The organism is Embleya sp. NPDC127516, from assembly GCF_044765325.1.
Classification (GTDB): domain Bacteria; phylum Actinomycetota; class Actinomycetes; order Streptomycetales; family Streptomycetaceae; genus Embleya.
In genome coordinates this window covers 13,998-35,340 of sequence record NZ_JBIWJT010000031.1, presented here as the reverse complement: position 1 = coordinate 35,340, position 21,343 = coordinate 13,998, and the positions used below count along the sequence as shown (strand labels likewise).

Genomic DNA, 21,343 nt, shown 5'->3' with positions numbered 1-21,343 from the left:
GCCCTCGTCGTGGCGCGGGGTTCGGCGATCGCCGCAGCGGTTCAGTCCGTCTTTCTGGCGATGATTCGGATGCTCCACAGATAGGAGGTGAAGTAGCCTCTGACGCACCAGGTCGTCACCCAGCCCTCGTAGAGGGTCTTCCCGTTCTCGAACCACTTCTGGTCGGCGGGCAGCAGTTGCACGTAGCAGCCCTCCCACCCGGGATCCTTGATCTCGATGAACTGGTTCCCCCGAGCGGGCTCGCGTCGCCGGGGGCGCAGGACGACCAGGACGTCTGAGGGACCTTTCTGCCGATCCGTGGAACGCACCTGCTCCGCAGCGGCGTTCGGGCCGCACGGCGCTGCGGCAGGTCTGGCCCGAACGCGGCCTCGGGGCTTGGGCAGAGGAGGCCGGTGAGAGTGTTGCGCCGGCAGCCCCGCCATGGAGCGGGCGGGTCCTCACGTCGTGGCGCCGGCTTCGGGTGGGTCCACGAGGGTGTGGATGCGGGCGGCCAGTTCGTGGTGGGCGGCGGTCAGGTGTGGGCGGGTGGCGTTGAGGGGGTCGATCAGGGCGGCGGGGTCGTCCCGGCCCAGGGCCTGGTCCAGTCTTGCCACGCTCGCGTGGGATGCGGCGGGGAGGTCGGTGGGTGCGGTGATGTGGCCTGCGAGGCGTCGCAGGTCGGCGGCGTTGTCGCGGGCTCGGGCGCCGGCGGCGCGGTCGGCGGCGCGGCGTTCGCGGGTGACGGTGACGCGTTGTTCGCCGGTGGTCCCGGCAGGGCCCGGCAATCGCCACGACGGCGTGCTGAACAGGCCGCTGATCAGGTGGCCGTCCGGTCTGCGCGGCCACGACGTGTCGGGCTCGGTCGGCAACCAGATCGCGGTCGGCACCGACGGGTTCCCGGCCGGCGACTGGGGCACCTGGTGACGGCGTCACCGAGACACGCAACTCCGGGGCGAGATCTTCGGACTGGACCGGTTCGTCGACGGCCGCTTCACCGGGCCGGGCTTCGGCCCGCTCTGCTCTACCCGGAAGATCTGCGGGGGGAGCGGTGGCGCTCACTCCGACCGGCGGCGGAACTGCCTCGGGGTCATCCCCCGCAGGCGTTTGAAGGCCGTGGTGAAAGCGAACGGGTCGGTGTAGCCGACTGCCTCCGCCACCTCCGCCACGCTGCGATTCGGGTCCGACAGCAACTCCTCGGCGACGTGCATGCGCCACTCGGTGAGGTAGCTCAGTGGCGGCCGGCCCATCACCTCGGTGAAGCGCTTGGCGAAGTGCGCCCGCGACACGTTCGCCTCGGCCGCCAGCGAGCCCACCGACCACGCCGCGCGGGGGCACCGATGGATGGCCTCGAGCGCGGGGCCCACGACCGGGTCCATCGCCCCCAGGTACCAGCCCGGGGCTTCGGCGCCCTCCTGCTCGAACCAGCAACCCAGCGTGCAGACCAGCCCCGCGTCCAGGACGCGGTCGATCAGGGCCTGGCCTCCCGGCTGATGCCTGCGCGCGAGCGCGTCCCTGGCCGAGTCGAGCCACAGCACGCCGTCGGCGTCCTCGTGCAACACCAGCGCGGGCGGCAGGGTGCGCAACAGCCGCTCGTGGCGGCTGCGGGTGGCGCGGTAACCGCCCACGATCAGGGTGGTGGGACCCTCGGGGGCCGCACCGGTGCGTGTGCCGGCCACCCGAGTGCGCTCGGGATCGAAGCAGGCGATTTCGTACGTCCGGTGCGGGCGGTCGAGCGCGGCGGCACTGTCGGCGAGGTGGAAGGGTGCCGGGCCGCGCACCAGCGCGGTGTCGCCCGCGCCGACCTTGAATTCGGTGCCATCGGCCAGGATCACCAGGCCGCCGCCGCTGATCACCGTGAGCATGGTCAGCGGCGCACCGTCGGTGAAGCGGATCGCCCACGGCGGCTCCAGCACGGCCTGGCTGACGGAGGCACCCTCGGCGCGGATGCCGCCGAGCATGTCACTCAAAGGGTCCATGCGCGCGAGTGTAGACGCGCACCAAGGTATTTCCGGGTTTCGCCCATGGGCTGTCCACCGACTCCGGGCTGTACTGGATCCATGAACCACGAGAGCACCACCGAAAACCACCGCCCGCAACACACACGCACCGCCCTGGTCGTAGTCGCCCACCGCGTTCCGACTCGCTGAACGCGGCCGTCGCCGACCGGCGCGCGGTCCGGCTGGAGGCGGGTTCGGGCGACGAACGTTCGAGGGGCGCACGCGGCAGCACCACCCGTGGCTGGAGATCCGGCGACAGGTACGCGGGGGGTGCGGTTCGGTCTGTGTCCGTGGGCAGGGCGGTGAACGTGCGGTGGTGGCATCGAGGATGCCGAAGCGGTCGCCCGGCAGGGCGGCGTCCTCGGGGACTACGGTCGGACGGAGATCACCGAGAGGCCGCCGCGATCGGGCCTCGCGGCGGCCGTGGGCCCGCATGCTCGCCGAGGATCGCCGTGTCGGTCCACTCGGATACGAAGAGTTCCCGATTCGACACGGAAACATATCGGCAAAAAATTGCCGACCGTAGCCAGTACGCAATAAGCGTTGCTCGATCAGTGCGCCGCTCCCGGGGTTGTTTCGTCCGGTCCGGGCGGCGAGCATCGCGCCCCGACAAGGAGGCTCGCATGACAGGCGCGACAATCGGTTCGTCCGAGCAAGCCGGCCTGGACCGGCATTACCGACCGCTCATCGGGGGCCGCTTCGCCTCACCTACGGTGCAGACCTTCCCGGCACTCAACGCTGCCACCGGTGAACATCTGGCCGATGTCACGCGTGGCTCGGCGGGGGACGTCGCGGCGGCCGTCGCGGCTGCCAAGGCCGCGTTCCCGGCGTGGTCGAGGACCTCGCTCGAGGAACGTTCCGGGCTGCTGCTCGAATTGGCGCGCGCGGTGGAGGCCGACATCGATCGGTTGGCCTTGATCGACGCGCTCGACATCGGGCGCCGGATCGGCGAGACGGTGATCGACCATCGACTCGCAATCGGGCAGTACCGATTCTTCGCCGCCGCGGTACTTACCCATGCCGGGTGGAACCGTCCGATCGCCGGAGGAATGGCGATAGCGAAACGTGAACCGATCGGCGTCGTGGGACAGATCATCCCGTGGAACGTGCCGGCCATCATGACCGCGTTCAAGATCGCCCCGGCTCTGGCCGCAGGTAACACGATCGTCCTCAAGCCGGACGAGCACGCCTCGCTGTCCACCCTGGAACTCGGCAAGTTGATCACGGACATCTTCCCGCCCGGAGTGGTCAACATCGTTCCGGGATTCGGAGAGGAAGCCGGGGCCGCGTTGACGGCGCATCCGGACGTGCGGAAGCTGGCGTTCACGGGAAGCTCCGAAGTGGGACGACTGGTCGCCGCGGCGGGCGCCGACCGCCTGGTCCCGGTATCCCTGGAACTGGGCGGCAAGAGCCCCAACATCGTCTTCCCCGATGTCGTCGACCAGATCGACGCCATCGTCGACAACGCCGCTTTCGCGGTGACGTACTGCAACGGTCAGTCCTGCCTGGCCGGAACCCGACTGTTTGTGCACGACGACATCTACGACACGTTCATGACCAAACTGGTTGCCGGCTTCGAGCGGATCACGCTCGGATCGCCGACCGACCCCGCCACACTCGTCAGCGGCCTGGTGTCGCAGAAGCAGGGCAAGCGCGTCCTGGACTACATCGAGATCGGCAAGAACGAGGGCGCGGAACTGCTGACCGGCGGACGCCGCGCGGACATCCCCGGCAACGAACACGGCTACTTCGTCGAACCGACGATCTTCGCCACCGACAACCGCTCGCGCATCGCCCAAGAGGAGATCTTCGGTCCCGTCCTGTCGGTCATCCGGTGGAACGACTACGACACGATGATCCGCGAGGCAAACGACGTGCGCTACGGCTTGGCCGCCGGTCTCTACACCAACAACCTCGGCGACGCGCTGCGCACCGCGGACGCGCTCGAAGCCGGATCCGTCTGGGTCAACAAGTACTTCAACCTCGTGGACGGCTCCCCATTCGGTGGGTTCAAGGACAGCGGCATCGGCAGCGAATTCTGCGCCGAGACGCTGAACATGTACACCCATCTCAAGTCGGTGACGCTGCTGACCGAACCGGCCCCGGCCTTCTTCCTGCCGCCGTCCTGACCCGACCGAGACGTTCGACTCGTGCTCCCTGCTCCACAAACGCTGTCGTCATGGAGGTCCAAGATCATGTCATTGTCTCGTCGCGCCGTAATCGGCGCCGGAGTTGCCACCGGTGGGGCGACACTCGTTCCCTTGATCAAAGGCCGCGACGACCACTCGCCGTACGTGGCGCAGCGCAACGGGCGCGCCGCCGGTACGAAGGATCTGACGCCGCTTGCCTTTGCCGGCTTCGCCCACTTCACCGCCATGCAGGTGCGTGGGGACCGCATTCGCGGCCTCGACCTCCACATGGAGCGCCTGCGCGTCGCCTCGCTGAAGCTGTTCGGCCAGACCGTTCCGGAAGAGCGGGTGCGGTCCTACCTTCGCACGGCGCTGAAGACAGGCGCCTCCGACCTTTCGATGACGGCCACGGTGTACTCACCGGCGGGTGAGTTCACCGTGGCCGGACCCGAGGTGAAGCCCGAGGTGCTGGTGCGTACCGCCGCGGCGTCGAACGGCCCCACGGGCCCGCTGTCCCTGGCGACGGTGGAGTACGAACGCGTACTGCCTGCGGTGAAACACGTGGGGGAGGTAGCCAAGACGCATTACCTTCGAGAAGCGGTCGCGCAGGGTTTCGACGACGCCGCGTTCCTGGACCGCAGGGGCCGGCTCAGCGAAGGCACAATCTGGAATCTCGCCTTCTGGGACGGCTCGGCAGTGGTGTGGCCGAGGGCCGACATGCTCGGCGGCACCACCATGGCCATCCTGCGTCGGCAACTGCGACGACTCGGAGTCCCCCAGTACGACCGGGAGATCACGGTCAATGATCTGCCGTCGTTGTCCGGAGCGGTGGTCATGAACTCCTGGACGCCGGGCGTGGCGGTCCATCGCATCGGTCCGGTTGCGATACCCGCGGCCCCCGCCTTCCTCGACGTGTTGCATCGCGCCTTCAGCGCCGAGCCGTTCACCGCTCCCTGAGCCCTCCTATTCCTGCGGCTGCAGTCCGGCGGCACCTGGGGCTGCTCGCGATCGCGTGAGGGCCCTTCGGGTTCGGTGCAGCTCGCGCCGAACCGGCCGCCGCAGCCCGACCGGCCTCCGGGTGGGCAGCCACATGCCTGACCCGGGCGGCCGGCCGACTGTCCGGGCCAGGCAGCACCACGTGGCCGAGATCACGGTCTGCCCGTGTCGTCCGGAGGCAGCTGCTCGGGGGGCGTGTTGCATGCCCGCGACGGGCGTCGGCGTCCAGCCCGACGTCGCCTGACATCAGCCGATCGCACCAACTATCGTGCTCGATGGAATTCGAAGACGCTGAGTCGTATCTCGATGCCGATGGGCTACCCGTGGCGGTCAAGATCCTGATCGCCGGCGGATTCGGCGCCGGGAAGATCACCATGGTCACTGCCATCAGCGACATCGCCCCCTCCGAACCGAGGAGACGATCACATACACGAGCGATGGTGTGGACACCCTCAGCGGAGTAGAGGGCAAGACCACGACCACCGTCGCCCTGGACTTCGGTCGGATCACGCTCGCGCGGGGGCTGGTGCTCTTACCTTTTCGGAGCTCCTGGCCAGGACCGGTTCCGGTTCATGTGGGACGAGTTGGCGCTCGGCGCACTCGGCGCACTCGGCGCACTCGGCGCGGTCGTGCCGGCCGATACCCGCAGACTCGAGGATTCGTCTCCCGCCGTCGACTACTTCGAGAACCGCGGCACGCCGTTCGTGGTCGCGGTCAATTGCTTCGGCGGAGTGTGCGACTTCACCGCACGGCAGGTGGGCGAGGCGCTCGACTTGGACCCGCGTGTCCCGTTGGTGATGGGCGACGCCCGCACGCGCGAGTTCGGCAAGCGCGCCGTTGTCACGCTGGTCGAGCACATCATCGCCGGCAGACGAACGGGCCAACCGTACCCGATGGGGTGACCAGGCGGGAAACCGTGGTACGCAGCCGAGATTCCGCCGTTCTCGTCGACACTCACCCACGGACCCACCGGCGCACCGCAAGGGCGCCCGGCGGTACGGATCAGCCTCGCGAGGCCGCGTGCCACAGGGCGGAACAGCCGGGTTACCCGTGGCGGCCTTCACCTTAATGTCCCAGTTCCCAACAGCCACTCGTCGCCGGGAAGCAGGGCAGTGATCATGCTTGAGGTGCAGGGCCTCAGCGTCCGCTACGGGCAGAGCGCGCCGGCGCTCCGATCGCTCGACATCCGGGTCGAACAGGGCCGGATCACCGCGGTTGTCGGCGGCAACGGAGCCGGAAAATCCACTCTGATGAAGGCCGTCTCCGGAGTCCTGGGTTTCGACTCGGGACGACTGGTGCAGGGCCGCATCCTCTTCGAGGAAGCCGAGATCCAGCGGCTCGGCCCCACCGCCGTGGTCCGCCGCGGTGTCGCCCACGTACCCGAGGGCCGTCGCGTCTTCGCCGACCTCACCGTGGAGGAGAACCTTCGGGCCGGCGCGGCCACGCTCAAGGGGCGTGCGCAGGACCGTCTCGACGAGGCGTACGAGATGTTCGGCGTCCTGTCCGACCGCCGCCGCCAACGGGCGGCGCTGCTCTCCGGTGGTGAGCAGCAAATGCTCGCCATCGCCCGGGGACTGATGAGCGCGCCGCGCCTGTTGCTGCTGGACGAGCCGACATTGGGCCTGGCGCCCAAGGCGGTCGAGCAGATCGGTGAGATCGTCTCGTCGATCCGGGACAACGGCACCAGCGTGCTCATCGTCGAACAGAACGCCGCCATGGCGCTGGCGATCGCCGACAGCGGCTACGTCCTGGAGCAGGGCCGCGTGGTGCTGTCGGGTACTTCGGATCACCTGCGCGCGACCGACGCCGTCCAGCAGCTCTACCTCGGTGGTTCGGGCTCGGCGGAGGAACTCCGCACCCGTCCCGCCCGCACGCCGCCGGCCCGGTGGTCGTCATGAGCGCGTCGCTGCGGTTGGCGGGGATCTCGCTGAGCTTCGGCGGGATCAAGGCGTTGGACGAGCTGAGCCTCACCGTCGAGCCCGGCACCGTGCACGTGGTGATCGGCCCCAACGGTGCGGGAAAGTCCTCGTGCTTCAACGTGATCAGCGGGCACTATCGTCCCGACGCGGGATCGGTCCTGTTCGGGGACACCGACCTGACCCGACTGCCGGCTCACGAGATCGCGCGGTGCGGTGTCGGGCGGGCCTTCCAGAACATCGCCCTCTCCGGCCACGAGACGGTCCTGGACAACCTCATGGTCGCGCGGCACCGGCTCACGCGGTCGGGATTCATCGCAACGTCGCTGGGCCTGCCGCGGGCCCGGTGCGAGGAACGCGCCCACCGCGAACGGGTCGTGGAGATCGCAGGGTTCGTCGGGCTGGGCGACAAGCTCGGCATGCCGGCCGAAGTACTTGCGTACGGTGACCGCAAACGGGTCGAACTCGCCCGGGCGCTGTGCAGCGAGCCGGAGATCCTGCTCCTGGACGAACCGGCGGCGGGCATGCCGCCCCACGAGAAATGGGACATCGCCAGGCTGGTGCTCGACGTGAGGGACGCCCTGGGGATATCAGTGCTGCTCGTCGAGCACGACATGCCGTTGGTGATGGCCATCGCGGATCGCATCACGGTCTTGGACTTCGGCCGCCGGATAGCCGACGGGACACCGGCACAAATCCGGCGATCGGACGCGGTCGTCACCGCCTACCTCGGCAGCAGCCGATCGAATCGGAGTGCGAGCGGCACCCCGCGAACCCCCTGGGGAACGACACCATGAAACTCCTGCAACTGTTCTTCCTCGGGCTGTCGATGGGCTCGATCTACGCCCTGATCGCGCTGGGATTCGTGGCGACCTACAAGGGCACCAAGGTCATCAACCTCGCCCACGGGTCGATCCTGTTGGTCGGCGCCTACATCGTCGCCCAGTGTTCGCCCCGTGTCGGCTTCCTGCCCGCGGTCGGTCTGGGCATCGCCGCGGCCGCCGGCTGCGCCGTCCTGGTCCAACAACTGGCGGGCATGGTGCGGACCCACGATCACCTCGTCCTGACGATCCTCACGATCGGCGCGGACATCCTGCTGGCCACCGAGCTCACCCGACGCATCGGTTCCCGGGTCCTCACCATGCACGATCCGTGGGGCGATCGCCGCGTCGAATTCCTGGGCACGGTGCTTCCCCTGGCCCGGATCGCCGCGGCCGTCGCCGGAATCGTCGTCATCACCGTGTTCTTCCTCGTCTTCCACAAGACGGATTTCGGCATCCGGATGCGCGCCTCGGCCAACGACCCGCAGACCGCCGCACTGATGGGCATCGACCAGCGCAAGGTCGCCGTCGCCTCCTGGGCCATCGGCGGCGCCCTGGCCTGTGTCGCGGGGGTGTTCCTCGCCGGGTTCCCCAATCCGGGCCTTGACCACGCGTCGGGCGTGATCGCCCTGAACGCCGTTCCGGCGATCATCATCGGCGGCTTGGACTCGTTCGAGGGCGCCGTGATCGGCGGGCTGGTGGTCGGCGTGACCCAGACGCTCGTCGACGGCAATTCGGCCGCGCTGCACTTCCTCGGCGACGGCTTCGGCAGCGTCGCCCCTTACGCCGTCATGCTCCTCGTTTTGTTGTGGCGCCCGTCCGGACTGCTGGGATCCAGGGAGATGAATCGTGTCTGACACCGGCACCCACCTCGTGAACACTCCCGCGAAGCCCGTCGTTCCGGTCGTGCCGCAGGCACCGGGGCATGCCCGCGCCGCCGATTCGCGGATCCGGCGGATCGCGCCGTGGCTGACGCTGTTGCCGCTGTCGGCCGTACCGCTGTACCTGGACGGTTCGTGGCTGATCATCGGCATCCTGGGCATGGCCGCGGCCATCGGCGCGATCGGTCTCACTTTGCTGGTGGGCACGGCGGGCCAACTCTCGCTGTCCCACTCCTTCTTCGTCGCCGTGGGTGCCTACACGTACGCCTACCTCGCCGGCGACCCGGATGCCGCGGGCGTGTCCGGCCTGGGGTTGCCCACCGTGGTCGCGGCGCTCGTCGCGATCGGCGCCGCCGGGCTGGCGGGCCTGTTCTTCAGTCCCGTGTCGGCACGTCTGAAAGGCCTGTACCTGGGAGTTGCCTCACTCGCGCTGGTCTTCATCGGTGAGCACGTCCTGATGAACGCCAAGGCCGTGACCGGTGGGTACAACGGGCGCGAGGTGCCCGTCCTGTCCGGGCCCGGCTTCGAACTGAGCGGTGCGGAACCGCACTTCTGGGTCCTGGGCGTGCAGTACGGCGGCCGGGAGAGGTTGTGGTATCTGGCACTGGCCGCACTGGTCGTCGCCGTGGTGTGCGCGAGCCGGGTCGCCCGCGGCCGCCCCGGCCGCGCGCTCCAGTTGATCCGCGACAATCCCGCGGCCGCCGCGTCGATGGGGGTGCCGGTGCGTCGCTACAAGGCAGCGGTGTTCGCCTACTCGTCGATGTTCGCCGGGGCCGCCGGCGTCCTCACCGCCCTGGCGGTCGAGTTCGTCGTGCCGCAGTACTTCACCCTTCAGCTGTCGATCGCCTATCTCACGATGGCGGTCCTGGGAGGTCTCGGGTCGGTCCGCGGCGCTGTCGCCGGCGCGGTCTTCGTCACCGGTCTCCCGCTGTTGCTCGACCGTTTCAGCGAATCGCTGGGGTTCCTCGCGGCCGCGGGGTCCGGCGGCTTGGACGCGGCGATGTTTTCCCGCTTCGTCTTCGGCGCGGCGATCGTGCTCGTCCTCATCGTGCAGCCCGGCGGCCTTGCCGCGCTCGGCAGGCGGCTGCGCGGCCATCGCAGGTGACACCAGTTCATCCGGGCGTCGCCACATCACGCACATTCCCGCCCCGGCGGCCGCATTTCGCCGGCCGCCGGTCGGCATACCCCCGAAAGGCCAGGAACCCATGCTCTTCCGTACCCGCACGCACCTGCGCGGCCTCCTCGTGGCGAGCACGCTCGTGCTCCTCGCCACCGCCTGCTCCACCCGCGGCCCGCAGGCCACCTCCGCCGACACCTCCGGTTCCCTGAAGACCGGTCCGGGGGTCACGGACACCACCATTTCCGTCGGCGCGCTCAGCGACCTGTCGAACGTCTTCGGACCGCTCGGCAGAACGATGGTCCAGGGCAACGAGTTGTACTTCAAGCAACGCAACGCGGGCGGTGGAATCTGCGGGCGTCAGGTGAAGCTGGAGATGCGCGACCACGCCTACAACGTCCAGACCTCGGTGGCGCAGTTCTCCGAGCTCGAACCCAAGGTCCTCGGCTTCGTCCAGCTGCTGGGTTCGCCGATGGTCTCGGCACTGGCACCGCGGGTGGCGAGCACCAAGGCGATCACCCTGCCCGCCACCTTCTCGACCGAATGGTTGAACAAGGACAGCCTGGTGATCGTCGGGGCCTCCTACCCGGGCGACACCATCAACGGGATCCAATACCTGCTCGACCAGAAGCTGATCAAACCGGGCGCCACCCTCGGCCACGTGTACTTCGAGGGCGAGTACGGCTCGAACGCGCTGCGCGGCGCGCAGTACGCGGCCGGCAAGCTCGGTCTGACGATCAAGCCGATCCAGGTGGCCCCGACCGCGACCGATCTGACCGCCCAGTTCAACGAACTGCGAACGGGTGGTGGGGTGCAGGCGATCGTGGTGAGCGCGGGTCCGCGCCAGACGGCGTCCATCGCGGGCCTGGCCGGCGGTTCGGGGGTGAACGTTCCCATCCTGGCGAACGGTCCCGGCTTCGATCCGGCGCTGCTGGGCACTCCCGTGGGCGCCACGCTCGCCGCGAACCTGTACGTCACCACCTCGTACGAGCCCTTCGCGGGCAAGAGCATCGCAGCGCAGGACATCGCCAGGACCTACGGAGAGAGTTACCCGGACGGCAAGCCCACGACGTTCGTCAACTATGGCTACGCCGCCGCCGGCGTGCTGGGCCAGGCCATGGACGCCGCCTGCAAGAACGGAGACCTGACGCGTGAAGGTCTGATGAAGGCGGTGCGTTCGCTCACCGCCGTCGAAACGGGCGTCATGCCGGTCATGAACCTCAGCGACGCCGGCCGGTTCCCGACCACGAACTCCTACATCTCGCGCGTCGACGCCAAGGTCCCGGGCGGTCTCGTCGTGGTCAAGGAGCCCTTCAGCTCGGAGACGGCTGCGGGTTTCGCCGGTTGAGGTGCCGCGCGGCGCGGTGGAAGTTCACCGCCGCGCCGTGCGTGGCCGGAGGATGGATCGGGGCGGGCGGGACGGCCCGGGTGTTCGGGGCAACGCGCAGCCGTCCGGCACTGCTTGGCAGTGCCGGACGGCTGGGCTCGCGTACGATCCGCGTCGACGGCGCGTGGGCGGTCGGTCGTCAGCCGAACGAGCACCGGACGGGACCCAGGCGGTCGAAGCAGGCGGTCACCCGGTCTCCCGGGGCCACCGGGGGTGCGCCGGTCAGCGAGCCGGACAGGATAATGTGGCCCTTGTCGAGGCCTTCGTCATAGCGGGCCAGAGCTCGGGCGAGCCAGGCCACGGCGTGTGCCGGGTGACCCAGTGACGCCGCGCCGGCGCCCGTCTCGCGGACCACGCCGTTGATCTCCAGAAAGACACCGACCGTGCGCAGATCCAGGGCATCGGGCCGGACGAAACGCTCGCCCAGGACGACCTTGGCCGCGCTTCCATTGTCGGCGACCGTGTCGACGAAGGCGATGTCCCAGTCGGTGATGCGGGTGTCGATGATCTCCAGGGCCGGCACCACGGCATGGGTGGCGGTGAGTACGTCGCGCACCGAGATCTTGGGCCCGCGCAGGGACGCGCCGAGGAGGAAGGCGATCTCCGCCTCGACCCGCGGCGCTATCAACGGCGTGGTGTCGATCCTCGCGTTGTCGTCCACGACCATGTCGTCCGTGAGGTGCCCGAAGTCGGGGGTCTCCACGCCGAACAGATCCTGCACGACCAGGCTGGTGGCGCCGATCTTGTGGCCCACGACCAGTGCGCCGGACTCCCCGCGCCGCAGCGCGATGCCCTCGCGTTGGACGCGGTAGGCGTCGTCGACGTCGAGTCCGGGATAGGCGCGGATCAGCGGCGGACCGGGTCTGCCGTCCTTTTCACGCGACCACAACTGCTCGGCCAGCGCCCGCACTTCGTGTTCAGCCAGTCTCATGACGGCCCTCCGCCCGCGATTGCGTCCACATCTCGCGAAGACGTGGCCGATTCACCTTGTTCGCGGCCGTGTGCGGAATGGCCTCGACCCCGAGGATCTCCGCCGGGCGCTTGTACGCCGGCAATTGGTCCCGACACAGGCGATGCAACTCTTCGATGTCCTCACCTGCGCCTTCGGCGAACGCCACAAACGTCACGGGCCGTTCGCCCTTGCGCTCGTCCGCCACGCCGATGGTCACGGACTCCTCGACGGTCGGGTGGGCCATCAGGACCTCGTCGATCTCGCGCGGATACACGTTGAAGCCTCCGACGAGGATCATGTCCTTGATGCGGTCGACGATGTGCAGGTAGCCGTCCTCGTCGAAGCGCCCCAGGTCGCCGGTGTGCAGCCAACCCCCGGCCAGAGCCTGCGCCGTCTCCTCGGGACGGTTCCGGTAGCCGCGCAGCATGTGTGGCGCGCGGGCCAGCACCTGTCCGATCTCGCCGACGGGCACGTCGGCATCCAGGGCGTCGGTGATCCGGATCTGCACGAGCGGCGCGGGCAGGCCCACCGATCCCGGCCGCGGTTCCGACGCCGACGGGTTGCACGAGATGGGAGCCAGTTCGGTCATGCCGAACGCCTCGCGCACCGGCACACCCGTGACGTGGTGCCACCGGGCCAGGAGTTCGAGGGGGAACGGCGAGCCACCTCCGGGGCAGACCCGCAGCCGCGAGAGATCGGCCGTCCGCAGTCGCGGTGCGGACAACAGGCCCGCGTACACCGCCGCGGGGCCTCCGCTGAAGACGCTGACGCCGTACCGGTGCATCGACTCGACCACCGCAGGCGGGTCGAAGCGGGCGAAGGAGATCACCTCGGCGCGACCGTAGACGGGATTGAGGACGCCCATCAGTAGACCCCAGATGTGGAACATCGGAGCCACGGTCAGCCACGTCTCGGTGCCTGGATCGGTCGGCCAGCACGCTTCCATGGCCTGGACCGTCATCAGGAGGTTCGCGTGGGTGTGGTCGACCCCCTTGGGGATGCCGGTCGTGCCTCCCGTGTACATGAGCGTGGCGAGTCGGTCGGGCGACGGTCGTCGGAGATCGTCGAGCGACAGTGTGGTGTCGTCGGCCCAGAGGTCCAGGGCGAGGCCTTCGGTGCCGAACTCCAGGACCGGGATGTCGTACTCCCCAGCGAGGTCACGCGCCGTGTCCGACACCTCCGCCGTGGTGATCACGACGGATGGCGCCGCGTCGTCGAGGAGCGGCCGCATCGCCGGGGCCGGATACGCGGGATTGATGAAGGTGACCTGCGCCTGCGCGGCGAGCCCGGCGAAGACGCACACGGCCATCTCCGGCCCGTTGGGCAGGACGAGGGCCACGCGGGTGCCGGACACGTCGAAGCCGCCGAGGAGCCGGGCCAGCCCGGCGACGCAGCGGCCGTACTGCCCATAGGTCAACGTCCGGTCGCCGTGCCGCAGGGCGACGCGTTCGGGCGCGACGGCGACGGCGTCGCGCAGGGCGTCGACCATCGTGCGGCAGTCGCGCCGGCCCTTGCCGATGGGCATCGGTTGCTGATGGGGCGACATCGCATCCTCCTCGGAGCGGTCTCTTTCGCCATTGTCTATCGATTGACCAATCGAATGACAAGATCGGTGATGTGATCGTGATGATTCACCCATGTAGTCGATATGAGCTGCCCTCTTGCCATCATCGGCGCCGGTGCTACCTTGAATCTATCGATTGATCAATCGAACGAGGAGAAGGTCTTGAATCGACAAGCCCGCGGCGCCGTGCAAAGCCGCACCATCGTCGCCGCCGAGCACCGGACGCTCTTCCACGAAGCCGGAGACGGGCAGCCCGTGGTCCTGCTGCACGGCTCGGGGCCGGGGGTGTCGGCGTGGTCGAACTGGTCCGAGACGCTGCCCGAACTCGCCAAGGACCACCGGGTGATCGCACCGGACATCGCGGGCTTCGGAGGCTCGACCCACCAGCCCGGAACGGTCTACGACATCAAGCTCTGGGTCGCTCAACTCTTCGGCCTCCTGGACCACTTGGGCATCGGGTCGGCACTCCTGGTCGGCAACAGCTTCGGCGGGGGACTGGCACTGGCGGCGGCGCTTCGCGACTCGTCGCGGGTGGACGGGCTCGTCCTGCTCGGCACGCCCAGCGGCACGTTCACCATGACCGAGGGGCTGCGGTCGGGTTGGTACTACGAGCCCGGCCTGGAAGAGATGGAGCGGATCCTTCGCCTGTTCCCGTACGACCGATCACTGGTCACCGAGGAGATGGTGCGCGAGCGCTACGAGGCCAGCGCCGTCCCGGGGGCCCAGGAGGCGTTTCGAAGCCTGATCCCGGAGCCCGCCGGGGTGGACACCCCGGTCAAGGGCGTGCCGGAGGAGCGGCTGCGCACCATCGACAAGCCGACGTTGATCGTGCACGGGCGCGAGGACGCGGTGATCCCGCTGGACCTGGCGTTGCGCTCGGCCAAGGCGATACCGGACGCCGAGCTGCACGTCTTCGGCGGATGCGGTCACTGGGTGCAGTTGGAACGGCCCAGGGCATTCGTCGGCCTCGTACGCGACTTCGTGAGTCGGCGGTTGTCATGAGCCGCGAGGGACTCGAGAAGGTGCTGCACGAGTTGGGGACGAGCCGTGCGGGGCGCTCCTCGTTCGCCGCGGACGCGGTCGGGTTCCTCGGCCGCCACCGGTTGAGCGAAGCCGAGGCCGAGGCGGTGCGCACGCGCGACGTGCGAGTCCTGCTTGACGCCGGTGTGAACCCGATGCTCGTGTGGGGGTTCTGGCTCGTATCCGGACTCCCACCAGCGGAATACCTCGAACGACTGCGCCGCCCGAGCCCGGACCCCGCGGCCGACGAAGGCGACAACACACTGCGAGACGACTCCGAACGCGCGGAAGGCCGACCATGGGAACGGTAGTAGGCGGCTTCGTGATGCCGCACGACCCGATGATGTTCACCGCCCCCGACGCGCCGCCGGCCCCGGTTCGCGCACGGGTTCTGCAGGCGTACGAGGAGATCGCACGTCACGTGGCACGCCTTCGACCGACCACACTCGTGGTGTTCGGGGCCGACCACTACGTACTCTTCGGTCCCGGCTGCCTGCCCCAGCTCCTGATCGCGACCGGCGACATCGACGGCCCGGTCGAGCGTCTCCCCGGCCTGTCGCGTGCGCAACTTCCGGACGACCGCAGGCTCGCGCGGCACATCGCCGGCCACGGCCACGACAACGGCGTGGACTGGGCGGTGGCACCGTCGATCACCGCGGACCATTCGGTGGTGATCCCGTATCACCTCGTGGGGCGTTCGCTGGGACTCCCGCTGATTCCCGTCTATCTGGCCTGTGGCGTGGATCCGTTGCTCCCGCTGCATCGGGCGGCCGCGGCGGGCGCGGCCCTGCGGGCCGCCGTGGAGGCCTATGACCAGGACGCGCGCGTCGTCGTCATAGGCAGCGGCGGCATCAGTCATTGGGTCGGGACCGACCGGATGGGCGAGATCAACGCGGACTTCGACCGGCACGTGCTTCGGCTCGTCTGCGACGGGGACATCGACGCGCTGTGCGCGCTCGACGACTCGGACGTGGAGCGGCGAGCGGGCAACGGCGCCTTGGAGATCCGCACCTTCATCGCCGCGATGTCCGCCGTCGGCCCGCTCCGCGGCGACGTGATCGCCTACGAGCCGGTGCCCGAATGGATCACCGGCCTCGGTTTCGCCTCGCTGACGCCGCAGACGTCGACGCCATCGTTCAGGACAGGAGGCCGCTGACATGTCCATCCGTGAATTCCGCGGCGAAACACCCATCGCCGAGCACATCCGAGTCGTCCTGCTCCCCGCCGGGGATCTCGCGCCCGGGGAGATGGTGCGCGTCGTCGTCGCCGAGCATGCCCCGTTCGCTGTGTACAACATCGCGGGCACTTTCCATGTCACCGCCGACACGTGCACGCACTCGCTCGCCTCGCTGACCGAGGGCGACCTGGAAGGCACCCGCGTCGTCTGTCCCGTGCACTGGGCCGAGTTCGACGTCCCGACCGGCCGCGCCCTGTGTTTTCCGGCGACCGAACCCGTGGCCACCTATCCGGTCGCGGTGGAGGACGGCGTGGTCGTGGCCTACGTACCGCCCCGCGACGGCGAGTGGACGAGCGGCAACGGAGGCACATCGTGAACACCCCTGCCGGCACACCGACCGAGGCATCCGTCGACGACTTCCTCGAGCTCACCGACCTGGAGCAGGGCCTGCTGGACCGCAGGGTGTTCTGGGACCCGCAGATCTACCGCCTGGAGCTCGAACGCATCTTCGCCCGATGCTGGCTGTTCGTGGCCCACGAGTCCCAACTGCCCGGCCCCGGATCGTTCGTCACCACGTGGATGGGTGAGGACAACGTCCTGGTGGTACGCGGCCGCGACAACCGCGTGAACACCTACCTGAACAGCTGCCCGCACCGCGGGAACCGTGTGTGTACGGCCGACGCGGGCACCGCGCGCGGCTTCGTCTGCAACTACCACGGATGGTCCTTCGGCCTCGACGGCGCCCTGGTGGGCATGCACGAGGCCCAGGCGTTCGAGCGGACCCCGGGATTCGACCGCTCACGGCTGGGGCTGACCCATGCCAGGACCGAGACGTACAAGGGGCTGATCTTCGCGACCCTGGATCCGTCGGCTCCGCCGTTGGCCTCCTACCTCGGCGAGTTCACGTACTACCTGGACGTCATGCTCGACAACGACGAGGGCGGTACGGAGTTCCTGCCGGGCTCGATCAAGTCCGTCCTGGACTGCAACTGGAAGGTCGCGGCGGAGAACTTCGCGGGCGACGCCCTGCACGCGGGGTGGACGCACGCCTCCGGTGCCCAGGTCACCATCGACCGCCCCGTGCCGGAACTCGGCCACCCGGACGCCGAGAGCTACCAGGTCAATGTGAACGGGCACTGCTGGGAGTTCAACCTCGACCGCCTCGGCAACGCCGCCACGCTGCACGATCCGCGCGTCCTCGCGTACCTGAACGAGCAGGCGGCGAGCTTTCGCGATCGGCTCGGGCCGCTGCGCGCTCGGATGATCGGCTCGATCAGCTCGGTGAACGTGTTCCCGAACTTCTCCTTCCTGCCCGGGCAGAACACGTTCCGCACCTGGATCCCCAAGGGACCGGGGCAGACCGAACTCCATACCTGGGTGCTCGTCAACCGCAACGCTCCCCCCGAGGTCAAGGACGCGTGGCGCAAGGGCGCCATGCTCACCTTCTCGCCCGCCGGCGTCTTCGAGATGGACGACGGCGAGAACTGGGAGTTGTCCACACGTTCCAATGCCGGGGTCGTCACCCGGCGGCAACCCCTCTACTACGGGCTCGGGCTCGACAGCCGCATCGACCACCCGGAGCTGCCGGGCGCGGTGTACAAGGGGCAGGTCAACGACGCGAATCAGCGTGCCCTGTACCGCCGATGGTCCCAGCTCCTGCGCGCCGAGAGCTGGGCGGAACTCGACGAGACGATCGGAGACGGGCGATGAGCGCCACGCACGACGATGTCGACACCCCCTCGACCGTGAGTACGGCCACCATCCTGGAGGTCCATGCCTTCCTCGCGCACGAGGCGCTGCTTCTCGACGAGGAGCGATATCCGGAATGGCTCGACCTGTTCACCGAGGACGCGCACTACTGGGTCCCGGGCGTGGAGAACCGCAACCGCACCGACGCCGAAGGCCCGTACGCCGCCGCGCGCATGTCCTACTTCGACGACACCAAGGCCGACCTCGCCCTGCGCGTCGCCCGCTTCGGATCGCCGACGGCGTGGGCGGAGAACCCTCCCACCCGGCACCTGCACATCGTCACCAACATCCAGGTCGACCCGGGAACGACCCCGGACGAGCTGGTCGTGCGTTCGGTGTTCGTGAACCACCGCAGCCAATGGTCCCGTGACGAGACCACGCTCTACGGGCGCCGTGAGGACCGACTCCGGCGCGTCGACGGCGCACTTCGCGTTGCGCGGCGGCGGGTGGTGTTGGCCCACGCGACGCTGCCCGCGAAGAACATCAACACCTTCTTCTGACCCGAGCGGAGTATTGCCATGGTTGCATCCACCGGCCCCGTCGCACGGGGCCGACTGCACGGACAGGTCGCCGTGGTGACCGGAGGCGGTTCCGGGATCGGTCGCGCCGTCGTCGACCGCTTCATCGCGGAAGGCGCCTGTGTGACGGTGCTCGAGCGCGACGCCGACCGGGTGCAGGACCTCGCGAGCGTCCACGGCGCCCAGGTGCTGTGCGTGGACGGGGACGTGCGCGACCCGTCCATCCATGAGGAGACCGTCCTGCGCACCCTTCGGACGTTCGGCCGTCTCGACACCTACGTGGCCAACGCCGGTATCTACGACTACTCGGCGCGGTTCGACGACATGAGCACGGAGGACCTGCGCCGCGGGTTCGCCGAACTCTTCGACACCAACGTGTTGGGGAGTCTGCAGGGGATCCGTGCTGCGGTGCCGGCGCTGCGAAGACAGCGCGGATCCGTGATCATCACCGCGTCGTCGAGCAGCTCGTACGCCGGGGGCGGCGGGGTCCTCTACGTCGCCTCCAAGCACGCCCTGATCGGTGTCATGCGCCAGCTGGCCTTCGAACTCGCCCCCGAGATCCGGGTGAACGCCATTGCCCCGGGCGCGACCGTGACGAATCTGTCCGGGCTGAACGTCTTCGATCAACAGGACACCCGATTGCAGGGCGTCCCGGGATTCCAGGAGAGAACGGCGCGATCCCTCCCCTTGGGCTTCGTCAGCACCCCGGAAGACCACGCGGGACTGTACGTCCTGCTCGCCGACGCCGCCGACTCGCGGTTCATCACCGGCGTCACCCTTTCCAGCGACGGGGGGTTGGCCGTGCGTGGGGGTGGACGTCGTCGCGACAACACCGTCAAGGAGCGAACGTGAACGGCATCCCGCTTCCCCGACTGACCGTTTCGCTCGGACTCTGGCAGGACCGGCCCCCGTCCGAGGCCTTGGAGACCGCCAGGCACGCGGACGAACTCGGTTACGACGAGCTTTGGATAGGGGAGATGGCGACGTTCGACGCCTTCGCCCTGGCCACCTCGATCGGGCTGGGCACGCGGCGCATCGCCTTGACCGTCGGGCCGCTCGCCGTCGCGGTCCGCGACCCGATGATGGTCGCGATGGGCGCGGCATCGGTCGCCCACCTCACCGGACGACAGGTGGGCATAGCGATCGGTACGTCGAGTCCCACGGTGGTCGAATCCTGGCACGGCCGAGCCACCGGCGGAGCGGTCGGCGCCCTGCGGGAGTCCGCCCACGCACTCACCGCGTTCACCCGGACCGGGACCGCCGAGGTTCGGGGCAAGGTCGTGCGCACGAGCGGATACCGCATGAGACTTCCCTCGCGCTCCTCGTCGTTGACGATCGCGGCGTTCGGGCCGGCCTCCATCGCGGTGGCCGCGGCCCACGCGGATCGGTTCGTGATGAGCCTGGTGACGCCTCGCGCGGCCGAGCAGCGCGTGGAGGTGCTTCGGCGCGAATGCGATCGACTGGCCCGCGCCCGACCCAGGGTGGCCGCCTGGGTGCCGGTGGCCGTGGCCTCGGACGAGCGGGTCATATCCGATTCCGTCGACCAGGTGCGGCGCATGCTCGTCGGGTACCTCGGTGCCCCCGGGTACGCCGAAATGTTCGCGGAGGCCGGCTTCGAGGAGGTGGTCGAGTTCGCCCGCACGAAACCGCACCCGACGTCGCTCGCGGCGGCGATCCCACGCGCACTCGTGGAACTCGTCGGCGTGTTCGGCGACGCCCGGACCGTTCGCCGGCGGCTCGCCGAATTCAGCCCCCACGTCGACGAGATCGCCGTGCTCGCGTGCTCCACGCCCGGCGATCCGGCCGGCTCGGGCACACTCGGAGCGCTCCGCGACCTGGTGGCCGACACCCCTTCGCGTTCGAACGCGCACACGCGAGCGGGCGTTGCCTCCAAGGTGCGCCCACGACACGTGGTGATCGTGGGCGGCGGCGTCGCCGGACACGCCGCCGCCGCTGCGCTGCGCGAACGGGGCTACGAGGGGCGGATAGCGCTCGTCGGCGCGGAGGCGCACGAGCCGTACGACAGGCCGCCCCTGTCGAAGGAATTCCTGAGTCCCGGAGCGGACTTCCCCGCGCTCAAACCCGCCCTCGCCGATCTCGACGTCGAACACCTGCGCTCGCGTCGGGCATTCCGCCTCGACGACGCCGGCCTGCACGTGCAGGACACCCACACAGGCGCGACGCGAACGCTGGACTACGACGGCCTGATCATCGCGACCGGGTCCGCTCCACGCCGACTGCCCGGCCTGTCCCGCCTTCCCCGGTTGCTCGAACTGCGGACCCTGGACGACGCCCGACGACTCAAGGCGGCACTCGTACCCGCGCGGCGCGTGGTGGTGATCGGCGCCGGATGGCTCGGGGCAGAGGTCGCCACGGCCGCCGCGGCGCTCGGGTGCGATGTCCGGGTGGTCGACGCGGCATCGACCGTGCTGGCCTCCGCCCTCCCTCCCGAGATCGGTCGGCACGTGGAGCGCTGGTACGAGCGTGCCGGGATCGCGTTGTCGTTGGCCGCCGACATCGAACGCGTCGACGAGAGCGGTGTCCTGCTGCGGTCCGGCGAACTCCTCGAGGCCGACGTCGTGGTGGTCGGCATCGGCGCCCGCCCGGCCACGGCCTGGCTGGCGGACAGCGCCGTGGACCTGGGTCCGTTCGGCGAGGTCGTGGCGGACGCGCGGCTGGCGGCCGGACCGTCCGTGTACGCGATCGGTGATGCCGTGTCCTGGCCGTCGGCTCGGTTCGGCGCCCGTGTGCGCACCGAACACTGGGACCACGCGTGCGCGTCGGCCCGCGTGGCCGCGGCCAACCTCCTGGGCGCCGATCAGACCTACGACCCCGTCCCGATGTTCTGGTCGGACCAACTCGGGCGGCGACTGCGCTACGTCGGGCGGCACACCGCGCAGGACAGGTTGAGCTGGTGTGGTGACCCTGCGGGCGAGGGGCCGTGGAGCGCACAGTGGCGGCGGGACGGGCGCCTTCGGGCCGCCCTGACCGTCGACGACTCGCGCGGCGCACGCGAGGCGTTCCGGGAAATCTCGCGTGTCCCGCTCGTCGATACCGAGGCCGGCGGCGATCCGTCGGACGGCCATGTGTAGGCCGCGTGCACACCCGCGCCGCCCTTTCGCGCCATGTGTACGGCTCGA

General features: G+C 69.3%; 19 protein-coding genes and 2 pseudogenes. 16 read left to right on the top strand and 5 right to left on the bottom strand.

Going from position 1 to position 21,343, the window contains the following annotated elements:
• Positions 1-41: 41 nt before the first annotated feature.
• The 3 genes and pseudogenes from ACIRL2_RS40190 to ACIRL2_RS40180 form a co-directional block, all read right to left on the bottom strand.
• A complete protein-coding gene (locus ACIRL2_RS40190; protein WP_402239056.1) occupies positions 42-308 on the bottom strand; it encodes a hypothetical protein in 267 nt (88 codons plus the stop codon).
• Positions 309-437: 129 nt separating this feature from the next.
• Positions 438-761, bottom strand: a pseudogene (locus tag ACIRL2_RS40185) (type III effector protein); the annotation flags it as partial.
• A gap of 273 nt (positions 762-1,034) precedes the next feature.
• Positions 1,035-1,955: an AraC family transcriptional regulator gene (locus tag ACIRL2_RS40180; protein ID WP_402239054.1), complete on the bottom strand. Its 921-nt coding sequence runs from the start codon at positions 1,953-1,955 to the stop codon at positions 1,035-1,037.
• A 644-nt stretch (positions 1,956-2,599) separates the two neighbouring features.
• Here ACIRL2_RS40180 and ACIRL2_RS40175 point away from each other — a divergent pair.
• The 8 genes and pseudogenes from ACIRL2_RS40175 to ACIRL2_RS40140 all read left to right on the top strand — a co-directional run bounded on the left by ACIRL2_RS40175 (position 2,600) and on the right by ACIRL2_RS40140 (position 11,184).
• Positions 2,600-4,105, top strand: a complete 1,506-nt coding sequence (locus ACIRL2_RS40175) for an aldehyde dehydrogenase family protein (RefSeq protein WP_395872863.1) — start codon at positions 2,600-2,602, stop codon at positions 4,103-4,105.
• A 132-nt stretch (positions 4,106-4,237) separates the two neighbouring features.
• Complete coding sequence (locus tag ACIRL2_RS40170; RefSeq protein WP_402239051.1) at positions 4,238-5,062, top strand: aminotransferase class IV family protein; 825 nt, start codon at positions 4,238-4,240, stop codon at positions 5,060-5,062.
• Between the two features lie 314 nt (positions 5,063-5,376).
• Positions 5,377-6,003: pseudogene (locus ACIRL2_RS40165) on the top strand (GTP-binding protein).
• Between the two features lie 216 nt (positions 6,004-6,219).
• On the top strand, positions 6,220-6,999 hold the full coding sequence (locus ACIRL2_RS40160) for an ABC transporter ATP-binding protein (RefSeq protein ID WP_395872865.1): 780 nt from the start codon (positions 6,220-6,222) through the stop codon (positions 6,997-6,999).
• Positions 6,996-7,814 carry an ABC transporter ATP-binding protein gene (locus ACIRL2_RS40155; RefSeq protein WP_402239049.1) on the top strand — a complete coding sequence of 273 codons (819 nt, stop codon included), beginning with the start codon at positions 6,996-6,998 and terminating at the stop codon, positions 7,812-7,814. Before ACIRL2_RS40160 ends, ACIRL2_RS40155 begins: the two co-directional genes overlap by 4 nt.
• Positions 7,811-8,695 (top strand): branched-chain amino acid ABC transporter permease, encoded by an 885-nt coding sequence (locus ACIRL2_RS40150; protein ID WP_395872867.1) that lies wholly within the window; start codon positions 7,811-7,813, stop codon positions 8,693-8,695. The genes ACIRL2_RS40155 and ACIRL2_RS40150 overlap by 4 nt, the downstream gene beginning before the upstream one ends.
• Positions 8,688-9,824, top strand: a complete 1,137-nt coding sequence (locus ACIRL2_RS40145) for a branched-chain amino acid ABC transporter permease (RefSeq protein WP_395872868.1) — start codon at positions 8,688-8,690, stop codon at positions 9,822-9,824. The genes ACIRL2_RS40150 and ACIRL2_RS40145 overlap by 8 nt, the downstream gene beginning before the upstream one ends.
• A gap of 100 nt (positions 9,825-9,924) precedes the next feature.
• Positions 9,925-11,184, top strand: a complete 1,260-nt coding sequence (locus ACIRL2_RS40140; protein ID WP_402239048.1) for an ABC transporter substrate-binding protein — start codon at positions 9,925-9,927, stop codon at positions 11,182-11,184.
• 178 nt (positions 11,185-11,362) lie between these two features.
• Here ACIRL2_RS40140 and ACIRL2_RS40135 read toward each other — a convergent pair whose 3' ends face one another.
• Together ACIRL2_RS40135 and ACIRL2_RS40130 are read right to left on the bottom strand one after the other, a co-directional pair.
• Positions 11,363-12,154 carry a 2-keto-4-pentenoate hydratase gene (locus ACIRL2_RS40135; protein ID WP_402239047.1) on the bottom strand — a complete coding sequence of 264 codons (792 nt, stop codon included), beginning with the start codon at positions 12,152-12,154 and terminating at the stop codon, positions 11,363-11,365.
• The gene (locus tag ACIRL2_RS40130; RefSeq protein ID WP_402239046.1) at positions 12,141-13,721 is read right to left on the bottom strand and encodes a class I adenylate-forming enzyme family protein; all 1,581 of its coding nucleotides are present in this window, start codon (positions 13,719-13,721) and stop codon (positions 12,141-12,143) included. The genes ACIRL2_RS40135 and ACIRL2_RS40130 overlap by 14 nt, the downstream gene beginning before the upstream one ends.
• A 180-nt stretch (positions 13,722-13,901) precedes the next feature.
• Between ACIRL2_RS40130 and ACIRL2_RS40125 the strand changes: the two genes are divergently transcribed.
• The 8 genes from ACIRL2_RS40125 to ACIRL2_RS40090 are packed head-to-tail and all read left to right on the top strand — an operon-like array spanning position 13,902 to position 21,295.
• On the top strand, positions 13,902-14,741 hold the full coding sequence (locus ACIRL2_RS40125; RefSeq protein WP_395872872.1) for an alpha/beta fold hydrolase: 840 nt from the start codon (positions 13,902-13,904) through the stop codon (positions 14,739-14,741).
• Positions 14,738-15,070, top strand: coding sequence for a hypothetical protein (locus tag ACIRL2_RS40120; protein WP_402239044.1), 333 nt, complete (start codon positions 14,738-14,740; stop codon positions 15,068-15,070). The genes ACIRL2_RS40125 and ACIRL2_RS40120 overlap by 4 nt, the downstream gene beginning before the upstream one ends.
• Positions 15,058-15,915: a hypothetical protein gene (locus ACIRL2_RS40115; RefSeq protein ID WP_402239043.1), complete on the top strand. Its 858-nt coding sequence runs from the start codon at positions 15,058-15,060 to the stop codon at positions 15,913-15,915. Before ACIRL2_RS40120 ends, ACIRL2_RS40115 begins: the two co-directional genes overlap by 13 nt.
• Before the next feature lies 1 nt (position 15,916).
• The gene (locus ACIRL2_RS40110) at positions 15,917-16,312 is read left to right on the top strand and encodes a non-heme iron oxygenase ferredoxin subunit (protein ID WP_395872875.1); all 396 of its coding nucleotides are present in this window, start codon (positions 15,917-15,919) and stop codon (positions 16,310-16,312) included.
• Positions 16,309-17,646, top strand: coding sequence for an SRPBCC family protein (locus ACIRL2_RS40105; RefSeq protein WP_395872876.1), 1,338 nt, complete (start codon positions 16,309-16,311; stop codon positions 17,644-17,646). Before ACIRL2_RS40110 ends, ACIRL2_RS40105 begins: the two co-directional genes overlap by 4 nt.
• Positions 17,643-18,185: a 3-phenylpropionate/cinnamic acid dioxygenase subunit beta gene (locus tag ACIRL2_RS40100; RefSeq protein ID WP_395872877.1), complete on the top strand. Its 543-nt coding sequence runs from the start codon at positions 17,643-17,645 to the stop codon at positions 18,183-18,185. The genes ACIRL2_RS40105 and ACIRL2_RS40100 overlap by 4 nt, the downstream gene beginning before the upstream one ends.
• Positions 18,186-18,203: 18 nt before the next feature.
• The gene (gene hcaB, locus ACIRL2_RS40095; RefSeq protein ID WP_402239039.1) at positions 18,204-19,055 is read left to right on the top strand and encodes a 3-(cis-5,6-dihydroxycyclohexa-1,3-dien-1-yl)propanoate dehydrogenase; all 852 of its coding nucleotides are present in this window, start codon (positions 18,204-18,206) and stop codon (positions 19,053-19,055) included.
• Positions 19,052-21,295 (top strand): LLM class F420-dependent oxidoreductase, encoded by a 2,244-nt coding sequence (locus ACIRL2_RS40090; protein WP_402239036.1) that lies wholly within the window; start codon positions 19,052-19,054, stop codon positions 21,293-21,295. Before hcaB ends, ACIRL2_RS40090 begins: the two co-directional genes overlap by 4 nt.
• The last annotated feature ends 48 nt before the right edge of the window (positions 21,296-21,343 follow it).